This is a genomic window from Amycolatopsis sp. NPDC043887 (assembly GCF_056435665.1).
This window is the reverse complement of record NZ_JBWKEB010000009.1, coordinates 161,170-173,258: the sequence shown is the minus strand read 5'-3', so window position 1 is coordinate 173,258 and position 12,089 is coordinate 161,170. Positions and strand designations below refer to the sequence as shown.

Genomic DNA, 12,089 nt, shown 5'->3' with positions numbered 1-12,089 from the left:
TGACGTGCGGGATCTGGTCGAGATCGGCATGGGCCGCACCGCGCGGCGGGCGTATGACCTCGATGACGTGGAGATCGTGCCGTCGCGGCGCACCCGGTCGTCTTCGGTCGTGTCCACCGCCTGGCAGATCGACGCGTACCGGTTCGAGCTGCCGCTGGTCACCCACCCCACCGACGCGATCGTGTCGCCGGGAACCGCGGTGGCCGTCGGCGAACTCGGCGGGCTGGGCGTCCTCAACGCCGAAGGGCTGTGGGCGCGGCACCCGAACGTCGAGGACGCAATCTTCCGCCTCGTCCGGGCCGCCGAGGACACCGAGGATCCGACCGCGATCGTGCGTGAGCTGCAGGAACTGCACTCCGCCCCGATCCGGCTGGACCTGCTGACCGAGGCGATCAAGACCGTCCGCGAGTCCGGGGTCACCGTGGCCGCGCGGGTCAGCCCGCAGCACGCCGCCGAGCTGACGCCGGACCTGCTCGCGGCGGGCGTCGAGATCCTCGTCGTGCAGGGCACGATCATCTCCGCCGAGCACGTCCAGCGGGACGCCGAGCCGCTGGACCTGAAGGACTTCATCGGACGGCTCGACGTCCCGGTGATCGCGGGCGGCGTCAGCGACTACCGCACCGCGATGCACCTGATGCGCACCGGCGCGGCCGGCGTCATAGTCGGGCACGGGGCCAGCCGCGGCGTGACGAGCACCGACAGCGTGCTGGGGATCGGGACGCCGATGGCGACCGCGATCGTCGACGCCGCGGCCGCTCGCCGTGACTACCTCGACGAGACCGGCGGCCGGTACGTCCACGTGCTCGCCGACGGCGGGATGAGCACGTCCGGCGACATCGCCAAGGCCATCGCCTGCGGTGCCGACGCGGTCATGCTGGGCGCGCCGCTGGCCGCCGCCTCCGAGGCGCCGGGGCAGGGGCTCTACTGGACGTCGGCCGCCGCGCACCCGTCGCTGCCGCGTTCGCGCGTGGCGCTGGGGCCGGACTACGCCGTCGACCTGAAGACGCTGCTCTTCGGGCCGTCCTCGGACGCCGAGGGCGTCGTGAACCTCTTCGGCGCGCTTCGCCGCGCGATGGCGAAGACGGGCTACTCGGACCTGAAGGAGTTCCAGCGGGTCGGCCTGACCGTCCGCCGCTGACGCTCGCTCCCGGCCTGGATCGCGTTTAGCCCGCTAAACGCGATCCGGGCCGTCTTCGTGTTCTGGAGCCCCATCAGCCCCATGCGTCCCTCCTGTGTCGCGTTTAGCCTGCTAAAGGCGCTCCGGCGGCCGGGGGCGGTAGTGGGACGAGCCGAGAGCCCGGGCGATCTTCCGCTGTAGGTCCCGCAGGATCGGGAGGGTTTCGTCGTCCGCGAAGCCCGTGGTGATCGACCAGTCCATCCCGGAGCCGAAGACGTCGCTGGCGAACACGATTTCGGTGGCCACGAGGGCCCTGCGCCAGTCCGAGGCGCTTAGTGGTTTTTCGTCGGCCAGCGCCCCGCGCAACCTTCGCGCTTGTTCGAAGAGGTCGGGCACGTCCTTGAAGCCCATCGCGATGGCGAGGTCGTCGGTGCACGCGGCCGGTCCACCCCATTCCGCCAGGCCACAGCGCAGTACCGTGCGCTCGTCACGCGTCAGGTCGATCGTCAGCAGTGCATCCGTATCCACCGGTCGATGATGCCCCAGCCGCGTTCGTGCATTCGGCTGGAAGGTAACCGGCCAGTAACTTACCTCTGGTCAGAAGGGGTGGCCGGGGTTACAGTCGAGGGTGTGACTGCGAGTAACACCACCACTGAAGACGACTTCGACTACGACGTGATCGTCGTCGGCTCCGGGTTCGGCGGCAGTGTCGCCGCTCTCCGGCTGACCGAGAAGGGCTACCGCGTCGCCGTCATCGAGGCGGGCCGCCGCTTCGCCGACGACGAGTTCGCGAAGACGTCCTGGGACCTTCGCCGCTACGTCTGGGCGCCTCAAGTCGGCTGCTTCGGCATCCAGCGCATCCACATGCTCAAGGACGTCATGGTGCTCGCCGGCGCGGGCGTCGGTGGCGGCTCGCTGGTCTACGCGAACACGCTGTACCGGCCGTTGAGGCCGTTCTACGTGGACCCGCAGTGGTCCCACATCACCGACTGGGAGTCCGAGCTCGGCCCGCACTACGACCAGGCCAGCCGCATGCTGGGCGTCGTCACCAACCCCAGCGTCACGCCGTCGGACGTGGTCATGAAGGGCGTCGCCGAGGACATGGGCGTGCCGGACTCGTACCATCCGACGCCCGTCGGCGTGTACTTCGGCAAGCCGGGGGAGCGAGCCGAGGACCCGTACTTCGGCGGCGCGGGCCCGGCGCGCACTGGCTGCACCGAATGCGGCTCCTGCATGACCGGCTGCCGCGTCGGCGCCAAGAACACGCTGGTCAAGAATTACCTGTACCTCGCGGAGAAGGACGGCGCGAAGGTCATCCCGCTCACCACCGTGAGCGCGATTAGCCCGCTAAACGCAGGTGGGTACGAGGTGAGCATCAAGAAGACCGGGACCACCTCTCGCAAGTTCCGGCACAAGCTCACGGCCGCGCAGGTGGTGCTCGCCGCCGGCACGTGGGGCACGCAGAACCTGCTCCACAGCATGCGCGACACCGCCAAGCTGCCGAAGCTCTCGCCGCGTCTCGGCGAACTGACCCGCACGAACTCCGAGGCCATCATCGGCGCCGCCCGGACCTCGGTCGACGAGGAGCGGAACTTCAGCCGCGGCGTCGCGATCACGTCGTCGATCCACCCCGACGAGAACACGCATATCGAGCCCGTCCGCTACGGCAAGGGCAGCAACGCGATGAGCCTGCTCCAGACCATCGCCACCGAAGGCGATTCGGCGGTCCCGCGCTGGCGCCAGGCCGTGAACTTCATGCTCAAGCACCCGGTCCAGACGGTGAAGCTGCTCAACGGATACCGCTGGAGCGAGCGCACGGTGATCCTGCTGGTGATGCAGAGCCTCGACAACTCCATCACCACGTACACCAAACGCGGGCTCTTCGGCCGCCGCAAGTACACGTCCAAACAGGGCCACGGCGAGCCGAACCCGAGCTTCATCCCCGCCGGGCACGAGGCCAACCTCCGCACCGCCGAGCGCATCGGCGGCATGGCGGGCGGCACCTGGGGCGAGATCTTCGACATCCCGCTCACGGCGCATTTCATCGGTGGCGCCCCGATCGGCACGGCGCCCGACAACGGCGTGATCGACCCGTACCACCGGGTGTTCAACTATCCGGGATTGTCCATTGTGGATGGTTCGGCGATCACGGCGAACCTCGGTGTGAACCCCTCGCTCACCATCACCGCGCAGGCCGAGCGGGCCTTCTCGTTCTGGCCCAACAAGGGTGAGCAGGACAGCAGGCCGCCGCAGGATTCGCCGTACACGCGGCTCGAACCGATCGCGCCGAAGAACCCGGCTGTTCCGGCGGACGCGCCCGCGGCGCTTCGGCGGTAACTTGGGAGTGTGACAGCATCTGAACGCGCACACGCCCTGCTGAACCGCGTCCGTGCCCTGCACGGCGAATGGGAGCGCGTCGTGCGCGGGATGGACGAGGAGGCCGTGCGCGGCCCCAGCGCGCTGCCCGGCTGGACGCGAGCGCATCTGCTGTCCCACCTCGCGCGGAACGCCGACGGCCTGGTCAACCTGCTCACCTGGGCGAAATCCGGCGTCGAGACACCGATGTACGCCGGCGAGGCGGCCAGGGACCACGACATCGAGAAGGGCGCGTACCGGTCCGTCGAGGAGATCGCCGACGACGTCATCGGCTCCGCGGCGCGCTTGGTCGAGGTCGCGGAGAGCATGCCGGACAGCGCGTGGCAGGTCCGCGTGCGCGCCCGGCAGGGACGCGAGATCCTGGCGGAGTTCGTGCTTTGGCTTCGGCTCTCCGAGACCTCGATCCATCTCGCCGATCTGGACCTCGGCTACGACTTCGCCCGCGTCGCCGATCTGCTCGGTGACGAGTTCGACACCGTCGTCGGCAACGCCATCGGGATGTACGGCGGCGAACTGCCCGCCGTACTCCTGGTCGCCGCCGAAGAGAACGGCTATCGCCACGAGTGGCGGATGAGCGAAGGGGAACTGACGACGCTGACCGGGACCCGCGGCGAGGTATTGGCCTGGGTCACCGGCCGCGGCGATGGTTCCTCTTTGGACGGTGACGTGCCTGCGCTGCCGCGCTGGCTGTGATGGCACCGTCCGAAGAGGACAGGGTCAGCTTCGGAACGAGTCCACGCCGAACTGCTTGGCGAGGTCGTCGAGCATGGCGTGCGCGCCCTGCAGGCTCACCGACGTGAACCAGGTGGTGTCGTTGACGTCGATCTTCTTTCCCTTGAGGGTTCCCCAAAGCGGGTTCGACTGGAACTTCGTCATGGGGTTTTCGGCCTGCTTGGTCTCATCGGTGTAGCTGGCGATGAAGATGGCTTCGGCGTCGAGCTTCCCGATCTCCTCCTGGCTCAGGTCGTTGGAGATCTTCGTCTTGTTGTCCGGCTGGCCCGCGGGGCGCTGGAGCCCGGCGTCGGCCATCACGGTCCCGGGGAACGACGCGCTGCTGTAGAGCCGCACCGTCGGCTCCCCCTCGATGAAGCGGACCACGGAGACGGCCGCGGGCTTGCCGAGCTTCGCCTTGATCGCGTCGCCGACCTTGCGGGCCCGCTCCTCGTAGGACTTGATCTTCTGCTCTGCCAACGCCTCCTTGCCCAGCGCCTTGCCGAGCATCCGGATGTTGTCCTTCCAGGTGGCACCGGTGGTCTGGCTGAACACCGTGGGTGAGACCTTGCTGAACTCCGCGTAGAACTTCTCGTGGCGCACCTTCGCGGACACGATCAAATCCGGCTTGATGTCGTACAGCTGCTCGATGTCCGGACTCTCGAGCGCGCCGATCTCCTTGGCGCCCTCGGCGTACTTGCGGTCGTCGCCCAGGTAGTCCGGCAGCTTGTCGTAGTTGCGATATTTGGTGTACGCCACCAGTTTCGTCTCGAGCGCGAGCGTGGCATCGACGTAGCTGGAGTCGAGCGCCGCGACGGTGGCGGGCTGCTTCTCGATCTGGGCGGACCCCATCACGTGTTCGACGGTGCGCGGGAATCCACTTTGGCCGGTGCCGGTGGAAGCGGATTCCTGTTCACCGCCACCGCATGCGGAGAGTGCCAGGCAGGCTGTCACGGCGATGGCGAGGACTGCGCGCCGGGGTGGGGTCATGGGCCACTCTTTCTGTGCGGTTAGGCTTTCCTAACCGGAGCATAGGATGGCGGATGTCCACAGTGGAAGTTCGTGTTGGAAAGGCGACAGTAGGCGCTCTGCTCGTCACCTTTCTGGCTGTGATCTGCGTCGCGAGCATCGCCCTGGGTGCGCGTTCGATTCCTTTGGGTGTCGTCTGGGACGCGATCTTCCATCCCACGGGCGTGCCGGACCACCTGATCGTCCGTTCGTTGCGGGTCCCGCGCACACTGCTCGGTGTCCTCGCCGGGCTCGCGCTCGGCGCGGCCGGGGCGCTCATGCAGGGCCACACCCGCAATCCGCTCGCGGACCCCGGTCTGCTCGGCGTCACGCAGGGCGCCGCGTTCGCGGTGGTGCTCGCCGTCGTCGTGCTCGGCATCGACGATCTGTACGCGTTCATCTGGTTCGGTTTCGCCGGTGCCCTCGTCGCGAGTGCGGTGGTGTTCCTGCTCGGCGCGGTCGGCGGCCGCGGCGCCACACCGGTGACGCTCGCGCTGGCCGGGGCTGCGGTGAGCGCCCTGCTCAACGGCGTCATCTCCGCGATCGTTCTCGGCGACGACCGCGGGATGGAGACCTACCGGTTCTGGCACGTCGGTTCGATCGCGGGCCGGGATCCCGCGATGATCGGCCAGATCGCCCCGTTCGTGGCCGCGGGCCTGCTTCTCGCGGTGATCAACACCCCTGGGATGAACACGCTCGCGCTCGGTGACGACGTCGCCGTCGCGCTCGGACGGCGGGTCGGCCGGACGCGGCTGCTCGGGGTCGTCGCGATCACGCTGCTGACCGGTGCCGCCGTCGCCGCCTGCGGCCCGATCGCGTTCCTGGGCCTGCTGGTCCCTCATTTCGCGCGGGCGATCAGCGGACCCGACTACCGGTGGCTGGTGCCGTTCTCGGCCGTGCTCGGCGCGATCCTGCTGCTGGCGGCGGACCTGCTCGGCCGCGTCGTCGCGTCGGACAACCTGGAGGTCGGCATCATGCTGGCGGTGCTCGGCGTGCCGGTGTTCGTCCACCTCGTCCGCAAGAAGGGCCTGGCACGGATATGACGGCTCCCAAGGTGATCTCGCTCGGCCCGGCGGCCTGGACCGTCCGGCCGAGGACGCTCGCCGTCGTGACCCTCGCGGCGGTCGCACTGGTGCTGGTCGCGGCGCTGAACATCGGTATCGGCACCTCCCACATCGGCCTCGGCGACGTCCTGAAGACGTTGTTCGGCGGCGGCACCGCGCGGGAACGCGGGATCATCTTCGACCTGCGGATGCCGCGCACCTTGACCGCGATCGGCGTCGGCGCGGCCCTCGGGCTGTCCGGCGCGTTGTTCCAGACCATCGCCAGGAATCCGCTGGCCAGCCCGGACATCCTCGGCATCACCTGGGGCGCGGGCGTCGGCGCGGTCGGCGTGATCGTCGCGGGCGGCACCGGCGGCCAGGTCAGCGGCCTGGCGAGCACGCTGGGTGTCCCTCTCGCCGGACTGGCGGGCGGCGTGATCGCGGGAATCCTGCTGTACGCGCTTTCGTGGCGGCGCGGGATCGACGGCTACCGGCTCGTGCTGATCGGTATCGCGCTTTCGGCCGTCGGCTACAACCTCGTGTACTGGCTGCTGACCATCGGAGACGTCGACAACGCCGCGCGGGCGACGACGTGGATCGTCGGCAGTCTCGCCGACGTCGGCTGGGAGTCGGTCGCCCCGGTCCTGCTCGCGCTGGCCGTGCTCGCGCCGATCACGCTGGTCGCCGGGCACACCATCGGCGGCCTCCAGTTCGGCGACGACACCGCGCGCGGCCTCGGTATCCGGGTCGACGCCGCCCGCGGGACCCTGCTGCTGCTCGGAGCGGCCTTGGCCGCCGTCGCCACCGCGGCCGCGGGCCCGATCACCTTCGTCGCGCTGGCCACCCCGCAGATCGCCTTGAGGCTGGTCCGCTCCGCGCAGCCGCCGCTGTTCGGCTCGATGGTCCTCGGCGCGTTGCTGACCGTCGGCGCGGATTTCGTGGTGCGGGTGACGCCCGGCCTGTCCGGGCTCCCGGTCGGCGTGCTCACGGCGATCCTCGGTGCGCCGTACCTGATCTTCCTGTTCATCCGCAGCCGTAAGGAGGAGCGCGCGTGAACGCCAGACTGCGTGCCCGGGAATTGGAACTCGGCTACGGCGAAACGCCCGTCGTGACCGGGCTGGACCTCGACGTCCTCGACGGGACCGTCACCGCGATCATCGGCCCCAACGGCTGCGGAAAGTCGACCCTGCTGCGTGCGCTGGCGCGGTTGCTCAAGCCACGGCAGGGCGCGGTGCTGCTCGACGGTGAGCGCATCGACAAGCTGCCGACCCGCGAGGTCGCCAAGATCATCGGCCTGCTGCCGCAGACGCCGTCCGCACCCGAAGGGCTGACCGTCTCGGATCTGGTCCGGCGGGGGCGGCATCCGCATCAGAGCTGGTACCGGCAGTGGTCTTCCTCCGACGACGAGGCGATCGAGCGGGCGCTGCGGCTGACCGGGATGGAGGAGCACGCCGGCCGGGTCGTCGACCAGCTCTCCGGCGGGCAGCGGCAGCGGGCGTGGATCTCGATGACGCTGGCGCAGGAGACCGGCCTGCTCCTGCTCGACGAGCCGATCACGTATCTCGACCTGGCGCACCAGATCGACGTGCTGGACCTGGTGTACCGGCTGCACGACGAACGCGGGACCACCGTGGTGATGGTGCTGCACGACCTGAACCTCGCCGCCAGGTACGCCGACAAGCTGGTGGCGATGCGCGACGGCAGGATCGTCGCGCAGGGCCCGCCCGCCGAGGTGCTCACCGAGCCGCTGCTCGAGGAGATCTTCGGTCTGACGGCGAAGGTCATGGCCGATCCGGTGTCCGGTACGCCGCTCGTCGTGCCGGTGAGCGCACACCTTCGGGGGTAGGGCCGCAACCTGCCCGTCCGCTGGGCGTCTAACGGGCATGGAGAGAAGGGCGTTCCTCAAGCTCGCCGGCGCGACCGTGGCCGGGGCGGCCGCGACGGCGTGTTCCGCCGCCCCTCCCGCGCAGGCGCCCAGCTCGGCTCCAGGCACGTCGTTGCCGCCGAGCACCGGCGTCGCGCCGCCGTCCGGCCCGCCGGACTGGGCCGCGCTGCGGAACAAGGTCTCCCTGCTCCTGCCCGGGGATTCCGGTTATGACAGCGCCAAGGGTGTGTTCAATCCGGCCTTCGACGGCCTCAAGCCCGCTGCCATAGCGAAATGCGCCAAGCCCGAAGACGTCCAGGCGGCTGTTTCCGCTGCCGCGAGGCGGGTTCCTATCGCCGCGCGCAGTGGAGGCCACAGCTACGCCGGCTACTCGGTTCCCGACGGTGGCTTGATGATCGACCTCAGCGGAATGTCCTCAGTGGACGTCCAAAGTGATCAGGTCGTGATCGGTGCGGGCGCGAAGCTGAAGGACGTCTACGCGACGCTGGGCGCCGCGGGCCGTTGCCTGCCCGCGGGTTCCTGTCCGAGTGTCGGGATCGCCGGGCTGACGCTCGGTGGCGGAATCGGTGTCCTGGCCCGCAAATACGGTCTCACCTGTGACCATCTGGTGTCCGCGCAGGTTGTCACGGCGGACGGGGAACTCCGGACGGTGTCGGCGGATTCCGAGCCGGAGCTGTTCTGGGCGTTGCGCGGTGGGGGAGGTGGCAACTTCGGTGTCGTCACCTCGTTCACCTTCCGCACGGATCCCGCGCCGTCGGCCGTTTCGGTGTTCTCCTTGCACTTCCCGGCGGGCAGCGCGGACGATGTCGTCGCCGAGTGGCAGCGCCGGCTTCCCGAAGCCCCGCCGGAGTTGTGGGCGAACGTCGTGCTGTCCGGCGGGTCTCCGGTCGGTGCGCGTATTTCCGGTTGCTACGTCGGCGATTCCGCTTCCTTGGGTAAGATGCTGGACGGATTCTCCGGTGCGACGCGTTCGGTCAAGCAGCTCGACTATCTCGGCGCGATGAAGTACTTCTCCGGCAGCGAGAATCGTCAGTCCTTTGTGGCCTCATCGCGGATTCTCGGCGAACCGGCGGATCCCGCGAAACTGACGTCGATCCTCAAGGGCAGGCGCGGAATGGACCTGCTGGTCGACGGTCTCGGTGGCGCTGTCGCCGACATTGCCCCGGACGCCACCGCGTTCTGGCACCGGAAAGCGCTCGGCAGCGTCCAGATCTACAGTCAGGCGGACGCGCGTAACCGTTCCGTGGCAACGGATTCCGTCGCGGAGGTGGTGACGGGGCTCGGGCTGGACGGGGGCTACGTCAACTACATCGACCCCGCCCTGCCCGACTGGATGACGGCCTACTACGGCGGCAACGCCACCCGCCTCAAGCAGGTGGCGAAGACCTACGACCCGGACAAGGTGTTCGGATTCGCGCAGGCCATCACCCCGGACTAGAGGTCGATGCCGGTGAAGACGGTGACCCGTTCCTCGGTGAGGTCGTGCATCGCGGCCAGGACGCCTTCCCTGCCGACGCCCGATCCCTTGACGCCGCCGTAGGGCATCTGGTCCGCGCGGTAGCTCGGGACGTCGCCGATGATCACGCCGCCCACTTCGAGTTCCGTCGACGCGTAGAAGGCGAGATGCACGTCGCGGGTGAACACTCCGGCCTGCAAGCCGTAGGCGGATTCGTTGACCGACGCGAAAGCCTCGTCGACACCGTCCACAAGGGATACTGCGAGTACCGGCCCGAATATCTCCTCCGCCCAGGCCTTTGTGGACGGTGGCACGTCGGTGAGCACGGTCGGCTGCACCGTCGCGCCCTCTCGCTTGCCGCCGGTGAGGATCTTCGCCCCCGCGGCGACGGCCTCGTCGATCCAGGCGACGATCCGCTCCGCGGCGGCTTCGTCGACGACCGGGCCGACGTCGGTGTTCTTGTCGTACGGGTCACCGGTTCGCTGTGCCCGTACGGCTTCCACCAAGGCGGGCACGAATTCCTCGGCGACCTCGCGTTCGACGATCACGCGCTGCACGGCGATGCAGGACTGCCCGGCCTGGTAGTTGCCGAAGGTCGCGATGCGCTCCGCGGCACCTTCCGGATCCGGCCAGTCGCGGAGCACGACGGCGGCCGCGTTGCCGCCGAGTTCGAGCACGACGTGCTTGCGCGGCGCGGCATCCGCGATCGACCAGCCGACCGGACCCGAACCGGTGAACGACACGACCGGGAGCCGAGGATCCGCGACCAGCGCCGAAGTCTCCTCGTTGCCGAGCGGCAGCACCGAGAACGCGCCTTCCGGCAGGTCCGTCTCGGCCAGGATCTCGCCGAGGATCAGCGCGGACAACGGCGTGCGCGGCGCGGGTTTGACGATGATCGGCGCGCCGACCGCGAGCGACGGCGCGACCTTGTGCGCCACCAGGTTCAGCGGGAAGTTGAACGGCGCGATGCCCAGCACCGGGCCGCGCGGGATGCGCCGGGTGAGCGCCAGCCTGCCCTCGCCCGCCGGGTCGGTGTCCAGGCGCTGCAGGTCGCCGCTGAACCGGCGGGCCTCTTCGGCCGCGATCCGGAACACCGACACCGCGCGCCGGACCTCGGCCTCGGCCCACTTGAGCGGCTTGCCGTTCTCGGCGGTGATGACCTCGGCGATCTCCTCGGCCCGGCCGGCGATGACCCGCGAAACGTGGTCGAGCGCCGCGGCGCGGCTGTGCGCCGAGGAACGCCGGAACTCCTTCGCGACGCTCGCCGCAGCGCTCACCGCTCGTTCGACCTGCTCCGGTCCGGGCACCGCGACGGTGGCGACTTCGCTGCCGTCGTAGGGGTGATGCACGGTGATCGTCGAAGCGCCCTGCTCGGGGCGTCCGGCGATCCAGGCGGGGCGCGGCTCCGGGGTGATCATGTCCATGGGGACAAGGTATTCCAGTCAGGGTTTGACGAGCACCTTGAGCGCTTCGCGGTCCGCCATCGCACGGTAACCGTCGGGGACCTCTTCGAGCCCGATGGTCCGGTCGAAGACCTTGCCCGGCTGGTACTTGCCCTCGACGACGTCTTCGAGCAGCTCGGGGATGTAGTGGCGGGCCGGGGCGACGCCACCGGTGACGGTGATGTTGCGGCGGAAGAGCGCGGGGCCGATCGGGCCCTCGGCGTACTGCGGCACGCCGACGCGGCTGAGTGTGCCGCCGGGGCGGACCGCGCCGACGCCCATCTCGAAGGCGGGCTTCGTGCCGACGCATTCGAGGACTGTGTGCGTGCCTTCGCCGTTCGTCAGCTCTCGGACCTTCTCGATGCCTTCGTCGCCGCGCTCGGCTACGACGTCTGTCGCGCCGAACTCGCGGCCGAGGTCCGTGCGGGTCCGGTGGCGGCCCATCAGGATGATGCGCTCGGCTCCGAGGCGCTTCGCCGCGAGAACCGCGGAGAGACCGACGGCGCCGTCACCGATGACAGTGACGGTGGCGCGCTCGTTCACGCCCGCTTTGACCGCCGCGTGGTGGCCGGTCGCGAACACGTCGGAGAGCGTGAGGAACGAGGCGAGGAGGTCGTCGTCCTCGGTGTGCGGCAGTTTCACGAGCGTGCCGTCGGCCTGGGGGACGCGGACGGCCTCGCCCTGGCCGGCGTCGACGCCCTTCGCGCCCCAGTTGCCACCGTGCAGGCAGGAGGTGTGGAGGCCTTCGCGGCAGAACTGGCACGTGTTGTCGGAGTAGACGAAAGGCGCTACGGCCAGGTCTCCCGGCTTGAGCGTGGTGACGTCGGAGCCGACGGCCTCGACGACGCCGAGGAACTCGTGCCCGATCCGGACGCCGCGCTCGCGCGCGGGCATGCTGCCGTACGGCCAGAGGTCGCTGCCGCAGATGCAGGAGCGGACGACGCGGAGGAGGGCGTCGGTCGGTTCGCTCAGCTTCGGGTCCGGGACGGTCTCGACGCGTACGTCGCCGGCGCCGTAGATGAGAGTCGCTCGCAAGACGGGTCCTTTCCTC

The 12,089-nt window shown here is 69.4% G+C and carries 11 protein-coding genes; 7 read left to right on the top strand and 4 right to left on the bottom strand.

The annotated features are described in order from the left end of the window. Positions 1 to 4: 4 nt before the first annotated feature. Positions 5 to 1,138, top strand: a complete 1,134-nt coding sequence (locus AC069H_RS24660; protein ID WP_034304399.1) for a GuaB3 family IMP dehydrogenase-related protein — start codon at positions 5 to 7, stop codon at positions 1,136 to 1,138. Positions 1,139 to 1,249: 111 nt separating this feature from the next. Here the strand turns inward: AC069H_RS24660 and AC069H_RS24655 are convergent, their stop codons facing one another. Further along, positions 1,250 to 1,645 carry a hypothetical protein gene (locus tag AC069H_RS24655; protein WP_478225009.1) on the bottom strand — a complete coding sequence of 132 codons (396 nt, stop codon included), beginning with the start codon at positions 1,643 to 1,645 and terminating at the stop codon, positions 1,250 to 1,252. A 102-nt stretch (positions 1,646 to 1,747) separates the two neighbouring features. Between AC069H_RS24655 and AC069H_RS24650 the strand changes: the two genes are divergently transcribed. Together AC069H_RS24650 and AC069H_RS24645 are read left to right on the top strand one after the other, a co-directional pair. Beyond that, positions 1,748 to 3,454, top strand: coding sequence for a GMC family oxidoreductase N-terminal domain-containing protein (locus AC069H_RS24650; RefSeq protein ID WP_478233960.1), 1,707 nt, complete (start codon positions 1,748 to 1,750; stop codon positions 3,452 to 3,454). 9 nt (positions 3,455 to 3,463) lie between these two features. Further along, positions 3,464 to 4,186: a maleylpyruvate isomerase N-terminal domain-containing protein gene (locus AC069H_RS24645; protein WP_478233959.1), complete on the top strand. Its 723-nt coding sequence runs from the start codon at positions 3,464 to 3,466 to the stop codon at positions 4,184 to 4,186. Between the two features lie 24 nt (positions 4,187 to 4,210). On the opposite strand, the gene AC069H_RS24640 is transcribed toward AC069H_RS24645, so the two are convergent. Next, on the bottom strand, positions 4,211 to 5,194 hold the full coding sequence (locus tag AC069H_RS24640) for an ABC transporter substrate-binding protein (protein WP_478233958.1): 984 nt from the start codon (positions 5,192 to 5,194) through the stop codon (positions 4,211 to 4,213). A 119-nt stretch (positions 5,195 to 5,313) separates the two neighbouring features. On the opposite strand from AC069H_RS24640, the gene AC069H_RS24635 reads away from it, so the two are divergent. The 4 genes from AC069H_RS24635 to AC069H_RS24620 are packed head-to-tail and all read left to right on the top strand — an operon-like array spanning position 5,314 to position 9,578. Further along, a complete protein-coding gene (locus AC069H_RS24635; RefSeq protein ID WP_378443504.1) occupies positions 5,314 to 6,255 on the top strand; it encodes a FecCD family ABC transporter permease in 942 nt (313 codons plus the stop codon). Next, entirely contained in the window at positions 6,252 to 7,310 is a 1,059-nt protein-coding gene (locus AC069H_RS24630) for a FecCD family ABC transporter permease (RefSeq protein ID WP_478233957.1), read from the top strand. Before AC069H_RS24635 ends, AC069H_RS24630 begins: the two co-directional genes overlap by 4 nt. Further along, positions 7,307 to 8,101 (top strand): ABC transporter ATP-binding protein, encoded by a 795-nt coding sequence (locus AC069H_RS24625; RefSeq protein WP_034304416.1) that lies wholly within the window; start codon positions 7,307 to 7,309, stop codon positions 8,099 to 8,101. Before AC069H_RS24630 ends, AC069H_RS24625 begins: the two co-directional genes overlap by 4 nt. 37 nt (positions 8,102 to 8,138) lie before the next feature. Further along, entirely contained in the window at positions 8,139 to 9,578 is a 1,440-nt protein-coding gene (locus tag AC069H_RS24620) for an FAD-binding oxidoreductase (protein WP_478233956.1), read from the top strand. Here the strand turns inward: AC069H_RS24620 and AC069H_RS24615 are convergent. Continuing rightward, a complete protein-coding gene (locus tag AC069H_RS24615; protein ID WP_478233955.1) occupies positions 9,575 to 11,020 on the bottom strand; it encodes an aldehyde dehydrogenase family protein in 1,446 nt (481 codons plus the stop codon). The genes AC069H_RS24620 and AC069H_RS24615 overlap by 4 nt on opposite strands. Before the next feature lie 18 nt (positions 11,021 to 11,038). After that, positions 11,039 to 12,073, bottom strand: a complete 1,035-nt coding sequence (locus tag AC069H_RS24610) for a zinc-dependent alcohol dehydrogenase family protein (protein ID WP_478233954.1) — start codon at positions 12,071 to 12,073, stop codon at positions 11,039 to 11,041. Positions 12,074 to 12,089 lie beyond the last annotated feature (16 nt).